The 23,004-nt window shown below is 46.6% G+C and carries 25 protein-coding genes; 16 read left to right on the top strand and 9 right to left on the bottom strand.

Annotated elements, in window-relative coordinates; translation table 11 throughout:
- Window positions 1–24: 24 nt before the first annotated feature.
- The 5 genes from ACLVWU_RS03015 (at window position 25) to ACLVWU_RS02995 (ending at window position 5,360) form a co-directional block, all read left to right on the top strand.
- Window positions 25–453: a barstar family protein gene (locus ACLVWU_RS03015; protein ID WP_413577205.1), complete on the top strand. Its 429-nt coding sequence runs from the start codon at window positions 25–27 to the stop codon at window positions 451–453.
- Window positions 454–576: 123 nt separating this feature from the next.
- Window positions 577–2,043, top strand: a complete 1,467-nt coding sequence (locus ACLVWU_RS03010; protein WP_413577204.1) for a DASS family sodium-coupled anion symporter — start codon at window positions 577–579, stop codon at window positions 2,041–2,043.
- Window positions 2,044–2,052: 9 nt separating this feature from the next.
- Window positions 2,053–2,682 carry a succinate dehydrogenase cytochrome b subunit gene (locus ACLVWU_RS03005; protein ID WP_413577203.1) on the top strand — a complete coding sequence of 210 codons (630 nt, stop codon included), beginning with the start codon at window positions 2,053–2,055 and terminating at the stop codon, window positions 2,680–2,682.
- Between the two features lie 6 nt (window positions 2,683–2,688).
- Window positions 2,689–4,602: a fumarate reductase/succinate dehydrogenase flavoprotein subunit gene (locus ACLVWU_RS03000; protein WP_413577202.1), complete on the top strand. Its 1,914-nt coding sequence runs from the start codon at window positions 2,689–2,691 to the stop codon at window positions 4,600–4,602.
- 8 nt (window positions 4,603–4,610) lie between these two features.
- Window positions 4,611–5,360: a succinate dehydrogenase/fumarate reductase iron-sulfur subunit gene (locus ACLVWU_RS02995; RefSeq protein ID WP_413577200.1), complete on the top strand. Its 750-nt coding sequence runs from the start codon at window positions 4,611–4,613 to the stop codon at window positions 5,358–5,360.
- 30 nt (window positions 5,361–5,390) lie between these two features.
- Here ACLVWU_RS02995 and ACLVWU_RS02990 read toward each other — a convergent pair whose 3' ends face one another.
- The 3 genes from ACLVWU_RS02990 to rsmH are packed head-to-tail and all read right to left on the bottom strand — an operon-like array spanning window position 5,391 to window position 8,730.
- Complete coding sequence (locus tag ACLVWU_RS02990; RefSeq protein WP_413577198.1) at window positions 5,391–7,427, bottom strand: penicillin-binding transpeptidase domain-containing protein; 2,037 nt, start codon at window positions 7,425–7,427, stop codon at window positions 5,391–5,393.
- A complete protein-coding gene (locus ACLVWU_RS02985; RefSeq protein WP_413577196.1) occupies window positions 7,428–7,763 on the bottom strand; it encodes a histidine kinase in 336 nt (111 codons plus the stop codon).
- The gene (gene rsmH, locus ACLVWU_RS02980; RefSeq protein WP_413577194.1) at window positions 7,744–8,730 is read right to left on the bottom strand and encodes a 16S rRNA (cytosine(1402)-N(4))-methyltransferase RsmH; all 987 of its coding nucleotides are present in this window, start codon (window positions 8,728–8,730) and stop codon (window positions 7,744–7,746) included. The genes ACLVWU_RS02985 and rsmH overlap by 20 nt, the downstream gene beginning before the upstream one ends.
- A gap of 179 nt (window positions 8,731–8,909) precedes the next feature.
- Between rsmH and ACLVWU_RS02975 the strand changes: the two genes are divergently transcribed.
- Genes ACLVWU_RS02975 through hpt form a run of 3 tightly spaced genes read left to right on the top strand, consistent with a single transcriptional unit; the run spans window position 8,910 to window position 11,222 of the window.
- On the top strand, window positions 8,910–9,845 hold the full coding sequence (locus ACLVWU_RS02975; RefSeq protein WP_413577192.1) for a hypothetical protein: 936 nt from the start codon (window positions 8,910–8,912) through the stop codon (window positions 9,843–9,845).
- A 45-nt stretch (window positions 9,846–9,890) separates the two neighbouring features.
- Complete coding sequence (locus ACLVWU_RS02970; protein ID WP_413577190.1) at window positions 9,891–10,682, top strand: uracil phosphoribosyltransferase; 792 nt, start codon at window positions 9,891–9,893, stop codon at window positions 10,680–10,682.
- Window positions 10,683–10,691: 9 nt separating this feature from the next.
- A complete protein-coding gene (gene hpt, locus ACLVWU_RS02965) occupies window positions 10,692–11,222 on the top strand; it encodes a hypoxanthine phosphoribosyltransferase (RefSeq protein ID WP_413577188.1) in 531 nt (176 codons plus the stop codon).
- 156 nt (window positions 11,223–11,378) lie between these two features.
- On the opposite strand, the gene ACLVWU_RS02960 is transcribed toward hpt, so the two are convergent.
- Both ACLVWU_RS02960 and ACLVWU_RS02955 read right to left on the bottom strand, forming a co-directional pair.
- A complete protein-coding gene (locus ACLVWU_RS02960; protein WP_413577186.1) occupies window positions 11,379–12,185 on the bottom strand; it encodes a porin family protein in 807 nt (268 codons plus the stop codon).
- Window positions 12,186–12,358: 173 nt separating this feature from the next.
- Window positions 12,359–12,910 carry a TMEM165/GDT1 family protein gene (locus tag ACLVWU_RS02955; RefSeq protein WP_413577183.1) on the bottom strand — a complete coding sequence of 184 codons (552 nt, stop codon included), beginning with the start codon at window positions 12,908–12,910 and terminating at the stop codon, window positions 12,359–12,361.
- A gap of 431 nt (window positions 12,911–13,341) precedes the next feature.
- On the opposite strand from ACLVWU_RS02955, the gene ACLVWU_RS02950 reads away from it, so the two are divergent.
- Both ACLVWU_RS02950 and ACLVWU_RS02945 read left to right on the top strand, forming a co-directional pair.
- Window positions 13,342–13,806 carry a DUF3015 family protein gene (locus ACLVWU_RS02950; RefSeq protein WP_413577180.1) on the top strand — a complete coding sequence of 155 codons (465 nt, stop codon included), beginning with the start codon at window positions 13,342–13,344 and terminating at the stop codon, window positions 13,804–13,806.
- Between the two features lie 65 nt (window positions 13,807–13,871).
- The gene (locus ACLVWU_RS02945; protein WP_413577178.1) at window positions 13,872–15,761 is read left to right on the top strand and encodes a DUF4105 domain-containing protein; all 1,890 of its coding nucleotides are present in this window, start codon (window positions 13,872–13,874) and stop codon (window positions 15,759–15,761) included.
- Here the strand turns inward: ACLVWU_RS02945 and ACLVWU_RS02940 are convergent.
- Both ACLVWU_RS02940 and ACLVWU_RS02935 read right to left on the bottom strand, forming a co-directional pair.
- Window positions 15,745–15,879, bottom strand: a complete 135-nt coding sequence (locus ACLVWU_RS02940) for a hypothetical protein (RefSeq protein ID WP_413577175.1) — start codon at window positions 15,877–15,879, stop codon at window positions 15,745–15,747. The genes ACLVWU_RS02945 and ACLVWU_RS02940 overlap by 17 nt on opposite strands.
- Window positions 15,879–16,610 (bottom strand): hypothetical protein, encoded by a 732-nt coding sequence (locus ACLVWU_RS02935; RefSeq protein ID WP_413577172.1) that lies wholly within the window; start codon window positions 16,608–16,610, stop codon window positions 15,879–15,881. Before ACLVWU_RS02935 ends, ACLVWU_RS02940 begins: the two co-directional genes overlap by 1 nt.
- A 182-nt stretch (window positions 16,611–16,792) precedes the next feature.
- Between ACLVWU_RS02935 and ACLVWU_RS02930 the strand changes: the two genes are divergently transcribed.
- The 4 genes from ACLVWU_RS02930 to murB all read left to right on the top strand — a co-directional run bounded on the left by ACLVWU_RS02930 (window position 16,793) and on the right by murB (window position 19,532).
- Window positions 16,793–17,587 carry a thymidylate synthase gene (locus ACLVWU_RS02930; RefSeq protein WP_413577169.1) on the top strand — a complete coding sequence of 265 codons (795 nt, stop codon included), beginning with the start codon at window positions 16,793–16,795 and terminating at the stop codon, window positions 17,585–17,587.
- Window positions 17,584–18,099 (top strand): dihydrofolate reductase, encoded by a 516-nt coding sequence (locus tag ACLVWU_RS02925; RefSeq protein ID WP_413577166.1) that lies wholly within the window; start codon window positions 17,584–17,586, stop codon window positions 18,097–18,099. The genes ACLVWU_RS02930 and ACLVWU_RS02925 overlap by 4 nt, the downstream gene beginning before the upstream one ends.
- 101 nt (window positions 18,100–18,200) lie before the next feature.
- On the top strand, window positions 18,201–18,503 hold the full coding sequence (locus ACLVWU_RS02920; RefSeq protein WP_413577163.1) for a PilZ domain-containing protein: 303 nt from the start codon (window positions 18,201–18,203) through the stop codon (window positions 18,501–18,503).
- A 15-nt stretch (window positions 18,504–18,518) separates the two neighbouring features.
- Window positions 18,519–19,532, top strand: coding sequence for a UDP-N-acetylmuramate dehydrogenase (murB, locus tag ACLVWU_RS02915; RefSeq protein ID WP_413577161.1), 1,014 nt, complete (start codon window positions 18,519–18,521; stop codon window positions 19,530–19,532).
- Window positions 19,533–19,544: 12 nt separating this feature from the next.
- On the opposite strand, the gene ACLVWU_RS02910 is transcribed toward murB, so the two are convergent.
- Entirely contained in the window at window positions 19,545–20,168 is a 624-nt protein-coding gene (locus ACLVWU_RS02910; protein WP_413577158.1) for a fused DSP-PTPase phosphatase/NAD kinase-like protein, read from the bottom strand.
- A gap of 193 nt (window positions 20,169–20,361) precedes the next feature.
- On the opposite strand from ACLVWU_RS02910, the gene ACLVWU_RS02905 reads away from it, so the two are divergent.
- Together ACLVWU_RS02905 and ACLVWU_RS02900 are read left to right on the top strand one after the other, a co-directional pair.
- The gene (locus ACLVWU_RS02905) at window positions 20,362–20,847 is read left to right on the top strand and encodes a hypothetical protein (protein WP_413577156.1); all 486 of its coding nucleotides are present in this window, start codon (window positions 20,362–20,364) and stop codon (window positions 20,845–20,847) included.
- A gap of 239 nt (window positions 20,848–21,086) precedes the next feature.
- Entirely contained in the window at window positions 21,087–21,731 is a 645-nt protein-coding gene (locus tag ACLVWU_RS02900) for a TetR/AcrR family transcriptional regulator (protein WP_413577153.1), read from the top strand.
- 72 nt (window positions 21,732–21,803) lie between these two features.
- Here the strand turns inward: ACLVWU_RS02900 and ACLVWU_RS02895 are convergent, their stop codons facing one another.
- Window positions 21,804–22,976, bottom strand: coding sequence for a lytic transglycosylase domain-containing protein (locus tag ACLVWU_RS02895; RefSeq protein ID WP_413577150.1), 1,173 nt, complete (start codon window positions 22,974–22,976; stop codon window positions 21,804–21,806).
- Window positions 22,977–23,004 lie beyond the last annotated feature (28 nt).

Genomic DNA, 23,004 nt, shown 5'->3' with positions numbered 1-23,004 from the left:
TTCAACTTTTCAGAAGGGAATTCCATGAAAAAGTTGATGTTGATCGCTACAGCACTTGTTCTTTGTTTTGCTGCAACTCAGGCTCACGCCGGGGTTCGTGATGTTGTTCCCGACCAAACTATCGAGCGCGAAGGTCTTTATGGCGCCACGGTTTTTGAATCCAAATATAAAATCCTGGTTTTGGTTCAGGGACGCGAAATTCAATCTTTAAAACAACTGCATGCGGTTCTTGCTGATGGTTTGAAACTGCCAAAATCCTATGGTGCTAATTTCGATGCTTTGTATGACGTACTTACGGACCCATCCGTTATCTCAAAGAACTGGGACATCACCATCATCGGCGGCAAACACCTTTATGACAATTTGGGTGAACAAAAAACCCAAACGTTGATCGACACACTGAACGATGCCCAGGAACAGAATCGCTTCAACACATTCATGTTCTGGCTGTAAGTTTCATTGCTAAAATTCCTAATTGAAATGGCACCTCACCGGTGCCATTTTTTTTAACAAATCCATTTACATTTACTGCGCTGATTCTCTGTTTGACGGTACCCTTCACTCAGGAGAAACATCATGCAGCTTTCACCCGTCAAAATAGCACCCGCTATCATCGCGTTTATTGCGACCATGCTTTTCTGGGTTGTGATCAGTCCCCCGACCGGAGTTGATATCAATGCCTGGCGACTTCTGGGTATCTTCATCGGAACCATAGTGGCCATCATCGGTAAAGCGCTGCCAATCGGCGGGGCCGCGATGATTGGCATATTGCTAGTCGGGGTCTCGCAAGTCACTGCCCCCGGCAATCCTTCGAAGGCCATGGCCGATGCTTTGAGCGGGTATTCCAACACTCTTATCTGGCTGATCGGTATTTCATTTTTCATTTCACGCGCTTTTATAAAAACCGGCTTGGGGGCTCGCGTGGCCTTTCACTTTGTGAAGGTTCTCGGTAAACGAACTTTGGGCATTAGCTACGGACTTAGTTTTGCAGAAATGTGCCTGTCGCCAGTTATGCCAAGCAACACCGCCCGTGGAGGTGGTGTGCTTTACCCCATCAACAGATCCATCTCTGAAGCCATGGGTTCGACTCCCGACGAAGAAAACCGCCGAAAAATGGGTGCGTTTTTAACTCTCGTCGCCTATCAGATCAACGTGATCACCTGTGCCATGTTCATCACCGCCACTGCACCAAATCCGCTGATCACAGCAGCGATCAAAGACGTTGCCAAAATTGATGTTTCCTGGGGCCAATGGGCATTGGCGGCAATCGTTCCCGGAATCGCGGCTATTCTGGTGATTCCGTTTATTATTTATCTTTTGTATCCCCCGACAATCAAACACACACCAAATGCTTCCAGCTTTGCATCACAAAAATTGAACGAACTGGGACCAATCAAAAGGGAAGAGTGGATTGTCGTCGGAGTTTTCTTTCTTTTGCTTTTCATCTGGGCGGGTGGCTCAAAAATTCTAAGCGATCATCCTTGGTTTCAGATTGATGCAACAGCTGGTGCCTTCATCGGACTCGCCGTACTTTTATTCAGCGGAGTTCTAACCTGGGATGATTTACTTAAAGAAAAAGGCGCCTGGGACACCGTAACCTGGTTTTCATCGCTAGTGATGATGGCGACATTTCTAAATAAGCTGGGAATCACGGCGTGGTTTTCTTCCTCTATTCGCGACTCTATTGTCACCTGGGGATGGGGCTGGCCGGAAGCCTCTGCGTTTTTGATCGCCGTCTATTTGTATCTGCACTACTTTTTTGCCAGCAACACGGCCCACATTTCAGCTCTCTACGCCAGCTTTTTTGCCGTCGGCGTCGGCTTGGGTGCACCACCGCTGATGTTCGGTTTGTTTTTGGGATTTGTATCATCACTCTGCGCCTCACTTACTCATTACGGAACAGGATCAGCCCCAGTTTTATTCGGAGCAGGATATGTTTCCATGGGTGAGTGGTGGAAGTTTGGCTTCATCACCAGTGTTATGAATTTGCTGGTCTGGGGTTGTGCGTGCGCAGTTTGGTGGAAAATTTTAGGATACTACTGAGGGTAAGGCATGACTATATTTCGAAAAACTATCATGGCCCTGACGGGTCTTTTCATCTGTATATTTCTGATCGTACACTTGGGCGCCAATTTATTGCTGTTGTTGCCGGAAGCTTCAGCGCGCCCCATGTACAACACCTACTCGGGCACCCTGCGGGGAAATCCATTCATTCAAGTCGTCGCCTATGTAAACTACACCTGCATCATTTTACACGTGATTTATGCCATCGTTATAACGCTAAAAAATCTGGCGCAGCGACAAAAAAAGTACAAGGAATTTAACACCGCCCAAACTTCAAGCTGGGCCTCACAAAATATGGGTCTGCTTGGTTCCATACTTTTGGCGTTCATCGTCATTCACATGCTGAACTTCTGGTACCGGGTCAAATTCCTGCATGAAGACCAGGATCTGTATCAAATGGTGGTCGATCTTTTTCACCAGCCTGCTTATGTGTTTTTTTATACCTTGGCCATGATTCCCCTGGGGTTTCATTTAGCTCATGGTGTGAAAAGTGCTTTTGTTTCTTTGGGCCTTTATCACAGAAAATTTCTTCGATGGGTTGCAAAAGCCGGAGTTCTTTACGCTGCAGTATTAAGCTTCGCTTATGCAGTCATTCCCCTCATCGTCTATTTTAGGTAGGTCAATATGAATTTAGATGCAAAAATTCCTGAAGGTGATCTGAAAGACAAGTGGAGCAACTATCAGTCTCACTGCAAACTGATCAATCCTGGCAACAAAAGAAAACTGGATATTATCGTCGTGGGTTCTGGCTTGGCGGGCGCTGGTGCCGCCGCCACGCTGGCCGAAGGCGGATACAACGTAAAGTGTTTCTGTTTTCAGGATTCCCCAAGACGCGCGCACTCAATCGCAGCTCAAGGCGGAGTGAATGCCGCTAAGAACTACCAAAATGATGGCGATAATGTATGGCGCATGTTTTACGATACTATTAAAGGCGGCGACTTCCGTTCCCGCGAAGCCAATGTCTATCGCCTGGCTGAACTTTCAGCGCCACTCATCGATCATTTTACTCAACAAGGAGTCCCCTTCAACCGCGAATACGGTGGTGTGCTTTCCAACCGCAGTTTTGGTGGAGTTCAAGTACAAAGAACTTTCTATGCTCGCGGGCAAACTGGTCAGCAACTATTGCTGGCAAGCTATGCCCAGCTAAGCCGCCAAATTGAAGCCAAGAAAGTTCAGATGTTTTCCCGTCACGAAATGCAGGATTTGGTCATCATTGATGGTAAAACCCGTGGCATCATCGTGCGCGATCTTATCACCGGCGAGATCACCCGTCACTCTGCCCACGCCGTGGTATTGGCAACAGGTGGATACTCGAAAGTGTTTTTTCTTTCAACTCTGGCCATGGGTTGCAACGGCACCGCCATTTGGAAGTCTCATAAAAAAGGTGCTTACTTCGCCTCCCCTAGCTTCATTCAGATCCATCCCACAGCGCTCCCGCAAATTAATGAAACCCAATCCAAACTGACTTTGATGAGTGAATCACTTCGCAATGACGGCCGGATTTGGGTTCCGATAAAACCCGGTGATGACAGAAGACCTGAAACCATTCCAGAAAACGAAAGAGATTACTATCTTGAACGCCGCTACCCTGCCTTCGGCAATCTTGCGCCACGGGATATCTCATCCCGCGCAGCGAAGGAGAGGATTGATGCCGGTTGTGGTGTGGGGCCAATGAAGAATGCCGTCTATCTGGACTTTAAAGATTCCATTCAACGCCTGGGCAAAAAAGTCATTGAAAGCCGTTATCAAAACTTATTCGAAATGTATCAAAAAATCACAGGCATTGATGCTTACTCTCAACCGATGATGATTTCTCCGGCTCCGCATTTTTCGATGGGCGGCTTGTGGGTGGACTATGAGCTGATGACGACGATTAAGGGACTTTACGCCATTGGCGAAGCTAATTTTGCTGATCATGGAGCCAATCGTCTGGGGGCAAACTCGCTGTTGCAAGCCAGTGTTGATGGCTACTTCATCCTGCCCCTGACAATCGGCAACTATCTGAGTGACGAAATTAAAACCGGAAAAATTTCAACGGATCATCCCGAGTTTGCCACTGCAGAAGACAAGGTTCGCGCACGCATTGAAAAAGTTTTGCAATGCCAGGGCAATAAAACCGTGGATTCCCTGCATCGCGAACTGGGAAGAGTCATGTGGCAGGACTGCGCCATGAGCCGCAACAAAGCAGGTTTGGAAAAAGCCATTCAAGAAATTCGTCGTCTGCAAGATGAATTCAAAAACAATTTGAAAGTTAATGGCTCCGCCACAGAAATGAATCCCGAATTGGAAAAAGCCCTGCGACTTGCGGACTTCCTGGAAATGGCAGAGTTGATTTGCCTTGATGCCTTACAGCGGGATGAATCCTGCGGAGCTCATTTCCGGGAGGAGCACCAAACTCCTGACGGCGAAGCACTAAGAAACGATGCGGAGTACTGCTACGTTTCAGCCTGGGAGTACCGCAATACCGGAGAGTTCTCTCTTCATAAAGAACCGTTGAATTTTGAATTCGTCAAACCTGCCGTGCGCAGCTACAAATAGGTGACAAGATGAAACTGATTTTTAAAGTCTGGCGCCAAGAAAGTCCCACTGCCCAAGGAGACTTCAAAACCTACGAGCTGAATGACCTTCATCCGGATATGTCACTTCTGGAGGCATTGGATTTTCTGAACGAAAAGCTGACCCTAAAAAATGAAAAGGCCATAGCTTTTGATCACGACTGCCGGGAGGGTATATGTGGGCAATGCGGAATATTCATTAATGGCCGGGCTCACGGTCCCCACAAAAATCAAACAACCTGCCAGACTCATTTGCGAAGTTTCACAGATGGTCAGACCGTTGTGTTGGAACCCTTCAGGGCCCGGGCCTTTCCTTTAATCAAAGATCTGGTGGTGGATCGTTCAGCCTTCGACCGAATCATTCAAAAAGGTGGATACATTTCAGCCAACACAGGATCCGCTCAGGAAGCCAACTCAATCCTGGTTTCCAAAGAAAAAGCGGAAAAGGCCATGTCACTGGCGGCTTGTATCGGTTGCGGTGCTTGCGTCGCCAGTTGCAAAAACGCTTCTGCAGCCCTTTTTACTTCCGCCAAAATCAATCACCTGAATACCTTGCCGCAAGGAGAACTTGAAGCCCAGCGCCGCACATTAAAAATGGTCAGCCAGATGGAAACCGAAGGCTTCGGTCATTGCTCATTAACGGGCGCCTGCGAGGTCGAATGCCCGCAGCATATTTCTATTTCATCAATTGCGCAGATGAACTGGGAATATATGACGGCACGGATTTTTTCTGAGGACTAAAGAAAAAGGCACCTTCTCGGGTGCCTTTTTTTATTTTAGAATAACTGTGATGCTTCCATCTTCGGGCAGTGCCGCTCCGGCTGCGGGAATCATCTCTGAAACCAAACTGCCGTTACCTTGGAATTTAATTTTGATATTTTGTCCGTTGATTTCGCGTAACACTTCACGCGTTGTCATCTTCATCAGATTCGGAACCAATTCACCCGGTTTTACTTCAGCAGCCTTGTCCAGCTGAGCCGCAGTGATAATTTGCGGTTCAGAAGGTTTAGCTGACTCCTTGGAATCGCTTGCCATCTCCCGGGCGATCTTTTCAAGCGCCGCCTTTTGATTGATAGCTGTTTTGATGGAGTTCATGTTTTTCATATTCGTTTCCGCAAGAGTACCATGCAGTGGTGCGATGCCCTCTTTACGAACTGCATATGATGCAATTCTTGAGAAAACCGGAGCTGCCACTTTTGCACCGTAATAAGACTTACGAGGTGAATCCACCGCGATATAGATCACAAACTTTGGATCGTTCGCTGGAATAAATCCCGCAAAACTTGAAACGTAAGCACCTTTCAAGTAGCCACGTCCATTTGGATCTACTTTTTGCGCTGTCCCCGTTTTTCCTGCAACCATGAACCCATCAACACGGGCATTGGCGCCGGAACCGATCTTCAATGTCGTCACGCCCAGAAGCATTGCACGCATTTGTGCTGCCTGTTCAGGAGTTAGCACACGACGAATCGGCTTTACTTTTGTTTCCGTCAATTCACCAGTTTCAGAATCACGAACGGCTTGTACTATATATGGTGTATTCAGTACGCCACCGTTGGCAATTGCCGCATAGGCATTCGCCAATTGGATTGGAGTGGAAGAAATACCATGTCCGAAAGAGATATTACTAAGTGCCAATGGCTTCCAAGGCAATGCCTGCACAATTCCGCGCGACTCTCCGGGAAGATCCACACCCAGGCGCTGACCGAAACCGAAATCCAACAAGCCCTGACGAAGTTTCTCGGCCCCAAGTTTGAAACCAATTTTGGTAGTTCCGATATTCGAAGATACCGCTAAAATTTCTGCAGCTGTAATATCGCCGAATTTTTCGTGAGCTTCCGCTTCTTTGATAACCTTGTTGCCTACGCGGTACGCACCGTTTTCACAGAAGAACTTGGTGTTCGGCTGCAATATGCCTTCACGAAGAGCAGCTGCGATGACCAACGTTTTCATTGTGGATCCCGGTTCGAAAGCATCCGTAACAGATTTGTTACGGCGATGATCCGCTGAAGATTTCAAAGCTTTATTCAGGTCGAAAGTGGGAGCCGATGCCAAAGCCAAAACCGCTGAGGTTTTTGCATCAAGAACTACGCCCACCGCGTGATCGGCATCAAATGTTTGAACCGCGTTCGCAAGTTCTGATTCCAAAGTATATTGCAAATCGGAATCAACCGTCAGACGAAGCTCATTACCTTCAGGATTCTCGATGAACATCAAACCATCATTAATCAATGGGCGGCCACGCGCATCTCTTTTAACCATGACTTTCTTTTGATTGCCACGAAGATGCTGGTCGTAACCCAGCTCCAGACCTTCCAGTCCCTGCCCTTCACTGCCCATGAAACCCAGGGTTTGCGCCAGCAAGGTTTCGTTTGGATAAACGCGACGCCATTCTTCCACGAAAGAAAGTCCACGGATATCCCAGGCTTTGATTTCATCCGCTTTATTTTGTTCCAACATGCGCTGAATCCACACGAAGCGCTTGTTGCCATCTTTAATCTTGGAGTAAACCAATTCGTAAGATTGACCTAAAGTTTTTGCAAGCTTCTTGGCAACGGCCTTGCGGTTCTCAAGAATTTTTGGATCTGCGTATAAAGAATAAGCTGTTGCTGACATCGCAAGATCGCGACCATTGCGATCCACGATTGCTCCGCGACGCGCTGGCAGGGTCACCTTGGTTTGAAACTGACGGTTCTGCAAAGCATTCAGGCGATCATTGGGAAGAAACTGCAAATAGCCCGCACGAATCGCCAATGCTGACCACAAAACCAGGATACCCACAAAAATAAAAACAATACGTGATTTCAACTACAGATCCTTTTTGGCAATTTTCTTGTCAGCAGCTTTCGCAACCGGAATATCTTCAACATCCGTCAGGTGAATGATCTGATTCGCCTGGATTTTTTTTAGCGTGAATTTTTGCTGGGCCATATGATCCAACAATTGAGGACGGGTGATTTTCGCCAAAGAGATTTCCTTGGTGCGCTTTTCTTCCTGAACTTTTTTATGCTGACGGGTCAGTTTTAAAACAACGTAACCCATACGACGTTCTTCCATTTGCAGGAAGACGATTGAAAACAAGGTAAAGATAACCAATAGGATGCTGAAAAAAGGTTTTAACTGCCTAAAGTTTTCCTTGCTCATCCTGAGCACTCCTCTCGAAAACCCTCAACTTCGCGGAACGCGAGCGAGTGTTCAAATCCAACTCTTCCTGAGATGGAACTACAACTTTTTTATAAACCGATCTGCCGAATTCTTCTGAATCACGGAAGATGTTTTTAACAATTCTATCTTCAAGCGAATGAAACGTGATCACCGCCAAACGACCGCCAGGCTTCAATGCCTGAATCATCGCCGGGATTGTTTCAGCGACAACTTCCAACTCTGAATTCACTGCCAAACGCAGAGCCATAAAGTATTTTGTCGCCGGATGATGGCCTTTTACCTGCCAGCCATCCACACGTTCGATCAAACCTGCCAGGCTTGCCGTTGTTTGAAATGCTTTTGTTTTGCGATCTTGAACGATCGCTCTGACAACTCGGGCAGGACGATAGACTTCGCCATACTCTTTGAAGATTCGAATGAGTTCATCCTCTGTTGCCGTATTCACAAGCACCTCAGCCGTCAAACCTTGCTGCTGATTCATTCGCATATCTAGTGGACCATCGTGGTAAAAACTAAAGCCTCGTTCGGCCTGGTCTAACTGCGGTGAGCTCACACCTAGATCTAAGAGCATCATATCAAAGTTTTTTAGATTATGATCTGAAAACTGCGAGAAATTTCCATGGATTATGCGAAGTGCCCCGTTCTCGACTTCGGTCTTGAAACGCTCATTCCCATATTTTACGGCAGCCAGATCTTGGTCCATGACCGTGGCTTTCATCGAGGGAACAGTATATTTCACCGCCATGTAGTGACCACCGCGACCGAACGTTCCATCGAAGTATGTCGCATCAGTTTTCTCTCTGTAAGGGTAGAAAGCAGCCAGCACTTCCTGCAGCATCACGGGATAATGTTCATGGGAAAATTCAACAGGAAGCTCGACCTTAGGCGGGATAAACTCCTCTGTACGTTCGATTTTTTCACCAGTGCCGGGTTTATATTTCTTCATCGTTACTTCCTAGATTTTCAAGGTATGAACAATTCGATGGACCGTCAAGAAGCTTTGAATTAGCCTATTTATAAGGCTTTTTCAAATATGAACGGGATTAAATTGCGATGATGGTAACGTGTCCACGTTGTGGCTTTCAACAACCTAAAGATAAATATTGCGCTCAATGTGGCGTCGATATGGAAAGCTTCAAACCGCAAGCGCAACCTTGGTTTACAACGTTCATCAAAAATCCTGCATTGCATATCGCTCTATTGGTGATGGTTATCGGCGCCGGCGGTTTTTATATTTATAAAAACAAACAGGCAAACCAAGCCGATGTTGCCAGCACTTCACGGCCCTTGATTCGAGTGAACTCTTCGAACAATCTGCCGCCACCACCACCACCAGCTCCCGAAGTTGAAATGGCTGCTGGCGAAGTGGTTGAAACTGCAGCCGGCAGCGGCGCTCCTGCTACAGCAAATGATGATGTCACCAAGGCGCTGGCAGCCGCCAGAGGAATCACAGCTGACTCCCCTGAGGAATTGCAGAAAAAAATCGGCCCGAAAATTACGGGACCTCGTTTGACCGTGTACTATGCAGAGGTCAATCGCCAGTCCTTGAGTAATCTGATTGAAGCCAGCCGTGGAGCCGGGCAATTTATTGCTTTTTCTGATTACTCTGCCGGAATTATCCCTGGTTTGGAAAAACGCATGCAGATGGCAGGCATCAAAATCCTGCACAAGGAAGAGCGTCCGGTTGAAAGTGGCAAAACTCTGCAATGGACTTACGGTATAAAGAACCGCTCAACCCCAGGTGTTGAAATCGGCTTGACGACGTTCTTTGAGTTGACAGAAATCGACGGTAACAATCTGCGCGGTAATTTGGAGATCCAAAGAACCTGGCGCGAACCGTCCCCAAATGGTGGTTTTGAAATCCAAAGAAAGTCCTTCCCTGCTATATTCGAGATCGGCGGAGAAACAGGCTTTTTAATGGCCGGTGTTATGCCCGCGCAATCAAATCTTGAAAATGATGACGAACTGACTGCCCTTGATGTATACAAAATCCTGCGCTCTTCTCAATTCAGAGCAGGCGAAAGCGAATTCGTGATCTTCGTAGAATACGACAGCAAATAGTCCTTCCCGAAGACCTTCCACCCGAGTTCGCGTGAAAGGTCCCACATGGCTCAATTTCAGCAGGAACTAGAACACGCATATGGCCCCCGCGTTCATTTGATCGACAGTCCATTCCTGAATGGCCTGCTGGCGAAAGCCTGCTCGCCGGATTGCTTTCAACCGGAAATCAATCGCATCGTGGAAGTGCTCTACACTCATCTGATTTCAATCACGGTGAACAATGAGTTTGAGCGCGAAAACTTCACTCAAGCCACACGCATGACGGAAATTCACCCGGATCAGCTTCTGCACAGTAATCGCATCGCGCAAAGCCAGAAGGCCGTCAGCGTGAATCTGGCCCGTGCCGGCACTTATCCCAGCCATATTTGCTACAACTTCCTGCACTTTGCCCTGCCTGCCAAAAACGTTCGTCAAGACCACATCTTTTCTGCACGTATGACAGACAGCAAACACCATGTCACGGGTGCTGAGTTTGGCGGAATGAAAATTGGCGGAGACGTCAAAAACGCCTGCGTGATCCTGCCAGATCCAATGGGAGCCACCGGTAACACGATGATTCATGCCATTAACCACTATAAGCAGCATATCGAAGGCCCAGCCAAAAAATTTATCGCATTAAACCTGATTGTGACGCCGGAGTATTTAAAGAATTTGTTAGGATCTCACCCTGAGGTCGTAATCTATGCCTTAAGACTTGACCGTGGGCTGTCCTCTCAGGCAGTTTTAAATGCGAAACCGGGCCAATTCTGGGATCAGGAACGCGGCTTGAACGATCAACAATACATCGTTCCAGGCGGCGGCGGTTTCGGCGAGATCATGAATAATTCATTTGTTTAGGAGTTCCCCATGACGAATTTAACTTTGAAGCCGTATATCTCTGAAGAAAAAATCCAACTCAAAGTTAAAGAGCTGGGCGAAACTTTGACGAAACAATTCAAAAACGAAAAGGTTATCGCGATCTGCGTTTTGAAGGGTTCATTCATGTTCTACTCTGATTTGATCAGAGCCATCAACGCTGACATCACTTGCGAGTTCTTCGGTGTAGCTTCTTACCACGGTGGCACTTCTTCTTCTGGCGAAGTGAAAGTGACTTTGGATTTGGCTTCCCCAATCGAAAACCAACACGTGATCCTGGTTGAAGACATCGTGGATACGGGTCTGACAATGAACTACTTGAAAAACTCAATCATGTCGCGCAAACCAAAATCTTTGACGACAATCGCTTTGCTTGAAAAGCCAGACGCTTTGAAAGTGAAATGCGATGTCGACCACGTCGGCTTCAAAATCCCGAACGACTTCGTTGTCGGTTACGGTTTGGATTACCAAGGTTACTACCGCAACCTTCCATACATCGCCCAAGTCCAAAACTTCCAGTAAAAGGTACGGACACACTTTCTCCACTTTGGAGCAAATTAAAAAACCACAGCTTCTTCGGCTGTGGTTTTTTTGTTTTTGAGTCATGACTGGAGAAAGTGTGTCCGTACCTTTTTCTTGAGTCATGACTGGAGAAAGTGTGTCCGTACCTTTTTCCTTTTAGAGTTTGATTGAGAAGCCGGCGCTTACGATGATGCCTCTGTTTAACATGTCGCGACCAGGAAGGATGTTGTCTTTATTAATTTTGCTGAAGCTTTCTTGAAAGTCTGCTTGAACAATAAGACCCATTCTTTGTGCGAATTTCCAGTCGTAACCCAAACCCAACGCCAGACGGATGTCTGTGGAATTGAAACTGTCTTTCAAGTCTTCGGATTCTGAATTAGTTATAGCTCCCCAGACACTATTCGTTGTGATTTTACTGTCAGCCTTTGCATCCGTTAAGAATCCTGCAACAACACCGGCGCGAGCAAATAAATGGGAGCGGGATGAATGTGGCCACGAAAAACGTGCCATCACAGGTACGTCAATATAAGTGAGTGCAAAATCAATATCAGCTTTCTGCGTTCCATCAAGTGATAGTAAGCCGTTCATCTGACCACCACGTTGAGAATATAACAAACCTGATTCCAACTGCCACATACCGCGACCTACCAATAGGTTGACGCCTGCTTGCATGCGGGAGACTGCATCGACGCTTGCACCATTAGTACCTTGGATTCCTGTGAAAGTTGAACTTACATAGCCAACTGTTGGCTCTAGGGTCACCCACGGATTTGGAATTGTTTTTACTGTTAAGACTTCCTGGCGTTGGGACATTGTATTCACACTGCCCATCTCGCTTGCTGCCTGCATTTCGCTGGCAGAGTGCTGAGGTCTAAATTGAGTACGAGCCTTTGAGGATTGAGCCTGCGCAGACATTGTGAAACCCAAAATTAAAGCCGCAATAAAGTAAGTCGCCTTGTTCATAAAAATCTCCTTAATACCTTTGGGTAAAGCAAAAAGGATTCCAAGAATGGCCCGGTGAGAATGTGATAATTTCGTTTACACTGTATAGGCGCCTCAGAAAGAGACACGAACTTGTCTCACTCTAAGACCCCTGCCGAAATCCGCCACCAACTGTCAAACCGGTGCCATGAATGTTACTGAAGCAGTATGCCGATACCGAAGGCTACATAAATCAACGAAGAGGCGATATGCACCCACTTCATGGAGATTTTACGAAGCAACTTTTCGCCGAAGAAAACTGCGAGTCCATCAGAGAACAACATTCCCAGAGTAGTACCAAAAGTCACAAGCCAGATGTTCTGATACTTGGCTGCCAAAGCAACAGTTGAAAGCTGCGTTTTGTCTCCAACCTCTGCAAGGAAAAAAAGAATCAACGTCGTCAGAAATGGATTGGCCATCATTTTCGCCTGATCGCTGTCGTCTTTATCTGGAATCAATATCCAAATCGCGAAGACAAAGAACGTCAAAGCCAAGACCCATTTTAAAATCACCGGCGAAACAAACTGCGCGACGGCCTCACCCGCCCAAGCGGCGAAGAGATGATTGAAAATCGTCGCCACAAAAATACCGGCCATAATGGTCCAGGGTTTTTTAAAGCGCACCGCCAAGACCAAGGCCAGCAATTGCGTTTTGTCCCCCATCTCGGTGGCTGCGACTAACAAAAATGAATTTATGATTGCTTCCAAATGAAGCCCCTTCCGTTTAAACCGGTGGGCTCGTGAAATAAAAAAACGAGACCACACGGTGTTGCCGCTCCGATAAATTTCGGAATGCGGTAGCACTCGTGTCAGTCTCGTTAACTGGTGCCGGGATAGGCACCTGCGCTTAAACCGGAGTCTGCCTTAATTCAGGATCAGAACTCAGTATGTCGGCATTAAGCTTTTGTCTTGGCTCCCGCCAAAACAAACAAACTACTCCCTAACAGATAGATTGCTTCTAGCGCGGTCTCAATTGGCTGTCAATACCGGACTCGATGCCCCAAATACAAGCATCTTCAAATACAGACCTGAACCGGCCACTTTTTTATTTGCCTGATTACTCACTTCCACTCAGAATTTACTCTGTTCAAAACACTTCAAACAAATTGAGGTGTTGTTACATCACGGAGGAATACACCATGAAAAAAATGATTCTAGCGGCAGTAGTTTTGGCAGCAACTTCTTCAGCATTCGCATTCTCTAAAAGCGATCTTTCCAATGGTTCTTACGGAACTGCTGGTTGTGGCTTGGGTTCTTTGGCATTCGGTAACAAAACTGGTCCAATCCAAATCTTCGCAGCAACTTTGAATGGCACTGCAGGTTCTCAAACTTTCGGTATGTCCACTGGTACTTCTAACTGCGGTCCTTCAGTATTCGCAGCTAACGAAACTAAAGCATTCATCGACAACAACGCTGTTGCTCTTGAAAACGACATCGTTCGTGGCCAAGGCGAGACTTTGATGACTCTTTCTAAAATGATGAGCTGTGATTCCCAGGTTTTGGGCACAACTTTGAAAAACAACTACAAATCAATCTACACTGGCGAGCAATCCACTGAACGCGTTATGGAAACTGCGCAAAAAGTTTGCTCTGTTAAAGGTTAATTTTTTGCTTAGCTACACAGCTTAAGGTAAATATGAGAGGGGCCGCGAGGTCCCTCTTTTATTTTATGAAATTGTTCATCTTTTTGTTCGCTCTTTTTTTCTACGCCCAATCGCAAGCTCAAGGCTTGCCGGATTCCGTTGTACAAGAAGCTCTTAAACTTAATCTCGATCAAGATCCGCAGTGGTTGAATCTTTTAAACTATAGACGCGATGACTGGTTCACCAAGCAAAGCCAGGCAGATTCCCCATTGTTCTTTTTCGCAAAAGAGGGCAAGCGCTCCCCGCGCATGGAGCTGGAAGCCACGATTCACGCAGTCTTTGATCCCGAAGTGACTCGCAAATCCCCCGAAGGAAATCTGCAAGAGCGGGCTCAGTGTCTGTTTCCTGGAAGATTTCTGTATTTAAAGCGCAAACTGCCTCAAGTCGAATGGCCAAAGGTTTCCTGCCAGCGTTTTGAAAACTTTCGCGGCATTCTGGATGCTCATTCCGCCACTTATGTTTTCTCGTCGTACTATATGAATAATCCGGCATCTGCCTATGGACATTCGTTTCTGCGTTTGAATCGTGGCAGCTCTTCCTTGAACGAAAAGAAATACGAACTGATTGATTTCGGAGTGGGCTTTTCCGGCGTTCCGGAAGGAGCCACCCCTGCTTCCTATGCCATCATGGGTTTAATGGGAATGTTCACCGGGCGATTTGAAATCCAGCCCTACTACTTCAAAGTTCGCGAATACAATAATTTTGAAAGCCGCGACCTTTGGGAGTACGACCTTGCGCTTTCCCAGGATGAAGTCGATCTGTTGGTGGCGCATGTGTACGAGCTGCAACAAGCGCACTTTGATTACTGGTACTTTACCGAAAATTGTTCTTACCGAATTATTGCCGCATTGGATACGGTTCGCCCCTCTTTGCATCTGATTGACAGAACGAAACGCGCTGTTCTTCCGGGCGACACGATGGTTATGGTTTACGACACCCCGGGATTGGTGCAGAAGATAAACTATCGTCCCTCGGGACGCGCCACTTTTCAAACCCGACTGGATACTTTAAGCGATGTTGCGAAAGCCAAGTTCGCTAAATTCATTCAAACCGAAAATATCGAAACACTTTCTGGTGGTGACGAAAAAGAACGTCAGGAGCTTTTGGATACCGCGATTGATTATGTCGACTTTCGCTATGCCAATGAAGTGCTTCAACAAAAAGGGCAGTTCAAACTAAAAAAAGAAATTCTAATTGCCCGTGCGGAATTGAATCGCATCACTCCAGATTTGGCCATCCCCACTCCTGAACACGATGCTCCCCACCATGCGCACGGTTCAGCCCGCGCCAAGGCAGGCTGGCTTCAGCGCAGTTCTCAAGACCTAATGACCTTCGGGCATCGCTTTGCCCTGCATGACCTGTTAGATCCAATTCGTGGTTACCCCGCGTATTCGGAAATGCAAATGGTGCAGACAGATTTCAGTTACGATCCCGAAGCAGGCCGTGTGCAATTTGAAAGAATTGGTTTGGTGGAAATCGTATCCTTGTCCAATTGGGATATCTTCAGCCACGCTCCCTCATGGAGACTGAAGTTCGGCTGGGATCGGGATTATCAGACTGAATGCGCTTATGACTGCATGCCTTTGAGCTTTCAGGCTGGCATCGGCTTATCCAAGGAACTTGCCCAGAGCTTCGTAGCCAGCGCCTGGCTGCGCGCAGGATTCGCCTATGACGAGCACTTCGTGAATGATAAGTTCCGCATGGGAGTCGGCCCTGCGGTTTTGTTACGCTATAATTTGAAAGATACTTTCAGCCTGCTGGCTGAAGCCTGGTATCGCTATGACAATCACGGCAGCCTTGATGAGTACCGTGACCTGTTTGCGGGTGCGCAGTTGAATTTAAGCAAAGATATCGGACTTCGCCTGGGTGCGAAGAACGATGAGGAATACAAAGCCGAAATTAATTTTTATTACTAACGACAACAGTTTCAGAATTATTCAACGAAGCATTCACTTTGGCGTGGTAATAGCCCAATGCCATGCAAGTGATTACGTAAGCTGATAGCAGGATGATTTTACCTTTAAGAGTTTCCATTATTGAGCCTCCGCAGATGCCACTGTTTGATTAAGATTAACAACCAGCTTACCCGGTGAACCTTTGGAAATACCCACAAGGCTTGCCATAGCGCTGGATTTGATCGAAGAACTCGCTTTGGATTTACGAATCAGATTCATCGTCTTATAAAGTTGGTTCGGATTAAGCACCGCCAATTGATCCAAAGCGACCAAGGCACGCATCTTCACTGAGTCATCATCGGACTGCTGCAAAGATTTTCCACGCACGTGGGCTTTGTTCCCAACCGGCGTTTTTACTACTTCAAATAGAGCATTGTGTGCAGGCATTCCCGCAAGACTCAAAAGGTAGACGGCAACGTCTCTTTCGCGAACTGCCATTTCGGTATCCAGGGCTTTTCCCGCCAACGCCATCAAATCATTATAAGAAAGGCTCGCAACCTGAGCGCGCGTCTGTTTTTCAAATGCAGCCCAGTCATTTCTGCGTTCAGAAAGACGTTGCACAACCTGATCAATAAGAATTTGCGGCATGTCGAAAACGGATGCTGACTTTGCTGCCTGTGCTTTGGGCATTGCCGACTTCAAAGATTCAGAAAATGGCATTTTATTTTTTTGCTGAGCAATGAGGATCGCACCTGGAAGAGGTTCAGAAGGAACCATTGCAGGAGCCTTGGTCTTTTCCGCAACATAGATCAAACCACCCACTAAGGCGATCACGATCAAAACGACTATAGGTCCATGGTGGCGCGACATAATGGCTCCCTTCCAAGCCCTAGTACCTACAACTCCCGTACCCGGGCTAAATCAAACCTAGGGGGGCTACGTTTCCTGGGGCGTGTACAAATTTTAAACAAGGGCCTGAATTGGCGCATTGCGCTCGTCATAGACCGGAAAAGCACGGGCAAGTTACACTGAATTCAGCGAACGGAGCTGGAATGAAGCAGTATCACGATCTGATGAAATTTGTTTTAGAGAATGGAACCAAGAAAGAAGACCGTACTGGTACGGGAACGATTTCTACGTTTGGCTATCAGATGCGCTTCAATCTTCAGGAGGGGTTTCCTCTTTTGACGACCAAGAAGTTGCACACACGCTCGATCTTTCACGAGTTGTTGTGGTTTCTAAAAGGTGAAACAAACATCCAGTACCTTAAAGACAACAAAGTGACGATCTGGGATGAGTGGGCTGATGAGAATGGCAACCTGGGTCCCGTGTACGGCAAGCAATGGAGATCATGGGAAGCTGCTGACGGTCGCACTATCGATCAAATCAGCAATGTCGTCGAACAGATCAAAAAAAATCCAGACTCTCGTCGCCTGTTGGTAATTGCCTTTAACCCAGGTGACGTAGACAAGATGGCTCTGCCGCCTTGTCATGCGTTCTTTCAGTTTTATGTAGCGAATGGCAAACTTTCCTGCCAGCTTTATCAGCGCAGTGCGGATATCTTCCTGGGAGTTCCATTCAATATCGCAAGCTACGCATTGCTGGTGCATATGATCGCCCAAATCTGCAACCTTGAGGTCGGTGATTTTGTTCACACGTTAGGTGATGCACATATTTATTCGAACCACATTGAACAGGTTCAGTTGCAACTTTCCCGCGACGAGCGTCCTTTGCCGCAATTGAAATTGAATCCGAACGTTAAAAATCTTTTCGATTTCACTTATGAAGATATTGAAATCGTGGGCTATGATCCGCACCCGGCAATCAAAGCACCGGTGGCAGTATGATTTTAACCCAGATCGCGGCATGCTCTGAAAATCATGTTATTGGAACTCAAGGCGGACTGCCTTGGGAGCTTCCCGAAGATATGAAATTTTTCAGGGACACCACGAAGGGTCACATCATGATCATGGGTCGCAAGACCTTTGATTCTTTCAAGGGCAAAGCCTTGCCAAACCGCTATCACATTGTGGTGACCCGCGATCCTTCCAAATACAAATTTGAATCCACTGAAAAAAGCCCGGTGGTTTTCGTTGCCAGCCTGGAAGAGGCTGTCGAACATGCCCGCCCCCTGACTGCAAAATGGGGCGAAGAGGTTTTCATCATCGGTGGTGGCGAAATTTACAAACAGGCTTTTGTTAAGAATCTAACTGATAGGGTTTATCTAACCCTGATCCATCGCGAGTTTCCGGGTGACACCCATTATCCGCAAATTGACGAAAGTGTATTCAAACTCACTGAACGTCGAGACGTCTCACTGCCTATTCCCTTTTCGTTTCTTACATACCTGAAAAAGTAGGGACCAGAATTTGATCTCAAAATGAGAATGCAACCTTTTTCCCTTCGGGTTTTTATCCAAATCCCCGAAAATAAGAGTGTGTACTCCAGTTGAGGTGAAGAATGAGCGCTAAACGCTTTAAGACAAAAGAAAACGCAAAGCTCGAGGTTTACGGCCATATCGGAAACTCCGAGGCTAAAATGCGTAATCTGTCTGCTACCGGCGCTTTTCTCGAAGTGAACCACGGAAACTATGTTCCGAAAAAAGGGGATCTTCTAAACCTCACTGTCGAATTGAACTCCCTAAAGCGCGTCTACAATGTGGCCGCGGAAGTTATCTGGAGTAATGGATTGGGACTTGGCATATGTTTCATCCATAAAGACGACATCCTGGAAAGAATGATGGCCAAGGCCGGCGTTTTTTAATATAGTTTTCCCTAAATGCAACTTCAGGCACATTTCGATCTTAGTAAGCTCAACACCCTGGGTTTAAAATCCTCGGCTGAACTCTATACAGAGTTGCATTCTATTTCTGATGTTCACTCCCTACTGAACGATCAAGCCTTAAGAAAAATCACCTGGCGCATTCTGGGTGGCGGTTCAAACCTTGTCTTACCCTCAAAAGTGGGAGGCCTGACAATTCGCCTGGCCAACAAGGGACGCTCGCTGATTCACGAAGACGCCGACGCTTGGTATGTAAAAGCCCAGGCTGGTGAAGTCTGGAATGAGTTCGTACATTGGACATTAGATAACGGTTATTGGGGCCTGGAAAACCTGTCGTTAATTCCGGGCACGGTGGGGGCTGCTCCGATTCAGAATATCGGTGCCTATGGATCTGAAGTGAAAGACACTTTGTTTGAAGTGACTTGTGTAGATCTGGCAAGTGGCGAGCTTAAAACCTTTAGTAACTCTGAATGTCGTTTTTCTTACCGCGACAGTTTCTTTAAACAGGAAGGCGCCGGTAAGTATATTATTTGGGAAGTCACCTTCCGCCTGCCAAAGCAAAACAAGCTGCACCTTGAATACGGTGATATTCGCAAAGAATTGGAACGCCAGTCATTAGAATCGAATCCCCGCAATATCTCGAAAGTGGTTTGCGAAATTCGCTCAAGCAAATTGCCTAATCCCGAAGTCATTGGGAATGCGGGCAGCTTCTTTAAAAACCCGATTGTACCGGCAGCACTTCGCGATCAGTTATTGGTGAAGTATCCGACCTTGGTTAGCTTTCCCTATGCTGATGGCATGGTGAAGCTGGCTGCGGGATGGTTGATTGATCAAGCTGGCTGGAAGGGCAAAAAGATTGGCCCGGTCGGTATGTTTGAAAAACAAGCTTTAGTGCTGGTAAATCACGGTGGCGCTGATGCCGATGACGTATGGCTGACTGCGACTCAGGTGTGCGCCGATGTAAAAGCGCAATTTGGTGTGGAATTGGAACCTGAGCCGATTCGCTGGTAACAGGAGGCGAAACTATTCGCCGTCTTCCCCGTCCCACTCTTTGCAGTAAGAATTCTTTTTATTGTAGTACTTGTAATTGCCTTGGCACGGGTGATAGTTCGCCATCATCCACGCATCGCCCTGCCATACTTTTTCAATGAAGTATCTTTTTGCCGGTTTCACTTTCGCGATATGACGGTATTTGAAAGTCAGCTGTTTCAAAGCTTCCTCTTTGCTTTTACCTGCGTAAATCATTTGGTAGATCGCTGCGGCTTCACCAGAACGATCCGCTCCACCCTGACAGTGAATCAAAATCGGGCGAGGCACGATATCAAACAAGCTGATCAAGCGAACCAGATTCTTGCGGTGAGGAATTTCCTCTGCTGTCATCGGGATGTCGTAGTGAAGGACGTTCATGGCTTTCGCTACGGAAGTTTCTTGCTGCCACCAGAAAGACAAAGGCTCGGCGCCACGCAAATTGATGATCGTTTGAATGCCGTGTTTTTTGATATAGCGTTTGAATTCGATCGCATCCAACTGAGCCGAGCGATAAAGTTCGCCCTTTTCAACTTCGTGAAAGTTCGGACCCAGGATATCGCTGGCAAACGCCGGTTGGAAAACCATCAGTGAAAATAAGAAGATAAATAGATTTTTCATAAGCCGTTCTGCTTACCAACGCCTGCTGCGCGTCATCCAGAATTTTGAGCCCGTTGGTAAAAAGGTTATCCGCCTTCGCCAAGGCTATGGCGGACAAGATTTGTTGCTTGTCAGGTTTGTATACAAGGAGTTGCCTGCCAAATGGAATATACGCTAGCTTAACGGGGTTTTACTTTTGCAACAGGGACTCGCCATGAACTCACGTTGGTTGAATATTGTATTTGCCGTTCTAACATTCGCAACTGTTCTCCCTCAGCAGGCTTTTGCCACTACGGGAACACGCACACCTCAAACCGAGGGTTGCGAACTATCTCGCAATTCCAAGTTGGCTATGGATCAAAGAGACAACTGGCGAATGAATTGTATGAAAAGAAAAAAGTCAGAGCTTACTGTCACTCAGTGTTTAACCATGGCTAAGACCATGGAATACTCAAATAATGCTGAAGATGCCCGCATGATCTGTCTTTATGACCTTAAAAAGAAAATTACGCTTAAAGATTGTGCAAATATCGCCAAGCAAATGGAGTATGCGGACTCTGGTGATGAGGCAAAATGGCATTGTCTTCGCGAGTTCAGCACGACCATTAGTAAGAAACAGTGTAATGTTCTGGCCAAGGCAATGGCCTATCCTCCTAACACGGATCGCGCGGAATATTTCTGCGAAAATGAACTAAAATAAGAAGAGGGAGCACTAAGCTCCCTTTTTTATTTGTGAAATATGAAACTCCCTTTATCGAGCTGGTGTTTTTAATTCCCCCTCTAAAGTAAGTTTTCCTCAAAAGGAAGCGTTCAGGAGCTAGACCTTAGTCCAAAGGATTACACCCATGTAAAAATCCAGACTTGCTTGTCGCGTCCAGCAGGACCTATTCTGTCCCCACAGCAAGGACTCTCGTCCAAAGGAAAGGGAGAATCATTCAAATGATTCAGTCTACGGAAATGGCAAAAGAAAAAGCGAAGAAAACTAAGATCGTTGTTAAAGCGCCCACTCAAGAACGTTCCCGCCAAACAGTGTCAACTATTCTGGATGCATGTTCTCGGCTGTTGGTTTCTGAAGGCTTCTATTCAATTACGACTGACAAAATCGCCAAAGAAGCGGGAGTCAGTATCGGTTCCTTGTATCAGTTCTTTGGGAACAAAGAATCCGTGGTTCAGGCCGTTGTAAAAAACCTGATGGAAGAAGACAAACGCATCATCGCCGAAAAAATGCGCGCGATCTTTCCACTTCCACCGGAACAAAGAGTTCGTGCGATGTTGGAAATGTCCTTTGAAACATACCGCAGACAGTATGAATTGCGTGCTAAACTGACGACGATTCAATATTACGTGGCAGATGCTTCTTATATTTCTGAATCGATCCGTTTCTTCCAGGAGACAGTGAAGTACAACTTGCCGCAAATTCCTGGCAAGGACATGGAAAAGATCTCTTACATCATCGTGAATGCCTTCATCGGAATGGCCAACACGATGGCGATCGACAATCCAAATTACATCAACGACCCGACAATCCTTTCCGAAATGTCCAAACTGTTCCTGAAGTATCTTGATCTTCCAATTTCAGAATAAAGAACAAAAAAACCCGGTTGCGAAACCGGGTTTTTCTTTTTAGCTCAGTAAGTTTATACTATTTAGCTGTTTCTATTTATCAGAAGCAATCGAGCGGCCCTTGTGCGAAAGAGAAATCAGCGCCACATTGTACTTTTCTTTTGGCACCGAAATCACAGTCTTAGATGGAATCCGAAATCCTTTTTTAATCACATTATAAGTCAGGTGCGGATTATAAACCTGCGCCTTTTCGTGATCTCCATCAAACCATTTCACCAGATCTTTGTACTTGATCGAAACTGGTAATTTCAAATCCTGTGCTGGCAAAGGCTTCGACCACAGAACAGTGTCGAAATACTTTTGCGCATTTTTTTCAACTTCCAAAGCGGCCAGGAAGCAGGCATAGAAGTTTCGTGAGGCAAAACCAAAGCTGCGACGGGACTCTACGTTTTCAATCAAGTGCGCGATGTCACGGGACTTGTAGGACTTGGTCATCTTCGCAACACCAGTAGGTCCATGATTATATCCTGTCACTGCCAGTGGCCAGGATTGCAGCATATTGTAATTTGATTTCAAAAGTTTCGCGGCTGTGCGGGTTGCATCCATCGGATGATTGCGTTTATCCACTGACGAGGAAACCATGCGGAAAGGGCGAGCCGTGTAAGGCATGATCTGCCAAACCCCGCTGGCGCCGACTTTGGAGCGGGCCATGATATTGAAAGAACTTTCAACATAGACCATACGCACCAGTTCAACCGGCAGCTTTTCCTCACGGAAAATCTTTTCCATGTCCTCGACATAGCGGCCTGAATAGAAGATCGCCTGTTGCATGCGATCCTTTTGGCCCAACTGATAGCGAAGGTTGGCGCTTTGTTCCTTGTTCAGTCCCTGCTTTTGAATAATTTCTTTTTTTACTTCGTCGATTCGTTTTTGTTTTTCACGCTCGGTCTTCAAACCCTTCAAATCGACGATCTGATAAATCTTTTCGACATTATCAGAATCATGCAGGATTCCCTGCTCTGAAGTGTATTTCGCATAAACATCAACCCAGAATTGAACCTGTTTTTCCATGCCCTTCGGAATCGCAAATGCCTTTGAGTCATAGCCCAGGGATTTGCTTTGATTCTTATAAATAGGTGGACGCCACATGCGGGTTTCCGGAAAAACTTTCGGAACCATGTTGGGAAAAATGTCGCTCAAATCCTGCGCTTGAGCGGCAGGAGCGATAAGGGCGGCGACTAAAATTGAGACAAAAAAGTGCTTCACGAGATAGATCCCCTTACTGTTCTCTTCT

The organism is Bdellovibrio sp. HCB290, from assembly GCF_047305925.1.
In the GTDB taxonomy this organism is placed as follows: Bacteria; Bdellovibrionota; Bdellovibrionia; order Bdellovibrionales; family Bdellovibrionaceae; genus Bdellovibrio.
Note: the sequence above shows the minus strand (reverse complement) of the source record. Positions and strands in the feature narration are given on the sequence as shown.

What these genes read in the sequence shown, in the direction of transcription:
- ACLVWU_RS02925 (WP_413577166.1), top strand. Translation starts at nt 17,584, where the DNA reads ATGATTTTAACCCAGATCGCGGCATGCTCTGAAAATCATGTTATTGGA.
- rsmH (WP_413577194.1), bottom strand. Translation starts at nt 8,730, where the DNA reads ATGAAGAAATATAAACCCGGCACTGGTGAAAAAATCGAACGTACAGAG.
- ACLVWU_RS02985 (WP_413577196.1), bottom strand. Translation starts at nt 7,763, where the DNA reads ATGAGCAAGGAAAACTTTAGGCAGTTAAAACCTTTTTTCAGCATCCTA.
- ACLVWU_RS02910 (WP_413577158.1), bottom strand. Translation starts at nt 20,168, where the DNA reads ATGAAAAATCTATTTATCTTCTTATTTTCACTGATGGTTTTCCAACCG.
- ACLVWU_RS02960 (WP_413577186.1), bottom strand. Translation starts at nt 12,185, where the DNA reads ATGAACAAGGCGACTTACTTTATTGCGGCTTTAATTTTGGGTTTCACA.
- ACLVWU_RS03015 (WP_413577205.1), top strand. Translation starts at nt 25, where the DNA reads ATGAAAAAGTTGATGTTGATCGCTACAGCACTTGTTCTTTGTTTTGCT.
- ACLVWU_RS02920 (WP_413577163.1), top strand. Translation starts at nt 18,201, where the DNA reads ATGAGCGCTAAACGCTTTAAGACAAAAGAAAACGCAAAGCTCGAGGTT.
- murB (WP_413577161.1), top strand. Translation starts at nt 18,519, where the DNA reads ATGCAACTTCAGGCACATTTCGATCTTAGTAAGCTCAACACCCTGGGT.
- ACLVWU_RS02975 (WP_413577192.1), top strand. Translation starts at nt 8,910, where the DNA reads ATGGAAAGCTTCAAACCGCAAGCGCAACCTTGGTTTACAACGTTCATC.
- ACLVWU_RS02950 (WP_413577180.1), top strand. Translation starts at nt 13,342, where the DNA reads ATGAAAAAAATGATTCTAGCGGCAGTAGTTTTGGCAGCAACTTCTTCA.
- ACLVWU_RS02995 (WP_413577200.1), top strand. Translation starts at nt 4,611, where the DNA reads ATGAAACTGATTTTTAAAGTCTGGCGCCAAGAAAGTCCCACTGCCCAA.
- ACLVWU_RS02900 (WP_413577153.1), top strand. Translation starts at nt 21,087, where the DNA reads ATGATTCAGTCTACGGAAATGGCAAAAGAAAAAGCGAAGAAAACTAAG.
- ACLVWU_RS02935 (WP_413577172.1), bottom strand. Translation starts at nt 16,610, where the DNA reads ATGTCGCGCCACCATGGACCTATAGTCGTTTTGATCGTGATCGCCTTA.
- hpt (WP_413577188.1), top strand. Translation starts at nt 10,692, where the DNA reads ATGACGAATTTAACTTTGAAGCCGTATATCTCTGAAGAAAAAATCCAA.
- ACLVWU_RS03000 (WP_413577202.1), top strand. Translation starts at nt 2,689, where the DNA reads ATGAATTTAGATGCAAAAATTCCTGAAGGTGATCTGAAAGACAAGTGG.
- ACLVWU_RS02945 (WP_413577178.1), top strand. Translation starts at nt 13,872, where the DNA reads ATGAAATTGTTCATCTTTTTGTTCGCTCTTTTTTTCTACGCCCAATCG.
- ACLVWU_RS02940 (WP_413577175.1), bottom strand. Translation starts at nt 15,879, where the DNA reads ATGGAAACTCTTAAAGGTAAAATCATCCTGCTATCAGCTTACGTAATC.
- ACLVWU_RS03005 (WP_413577203.1), top strand. Translation starts at nt 2,053, where the DNA reads ATGACTATATTTCGAAAAACTATCATGGCCCTGACGGGTCTTTTCATC.
- ACLVWU_RS02970 (WP_413577190.1), top strand. Translation starts at nt 9,891, where the DNA reads ATGGCTCAATTTCAGCAGGAACTAGAACACGCATATGGCCCCCGCGTT.
- ACLVWU_RS03010 (WP_413577204.1), top strand. Translation starts at nt 577, where the DNA reads ATGCAGCTTTCACCCGTCAAAATAGCACCCGCTATCATCGCGTTTATT.
- ACLVWU_RS02930 (WP_413577169.1), top strand. Translation starts at nt 16,793, where the DNA reads ATGAAGCAGTATCACGATCTGATGAAATTTGTTTTAGAGAATGGAACC.
- ACLVWU_RS02905 (WP_413577156.1), top strand. Translation starts at nt 20,362, where the DNA reads ATGAACTCACGTTGGTTGAATATTGTATTTGCCGTTCTAACATTCGCA.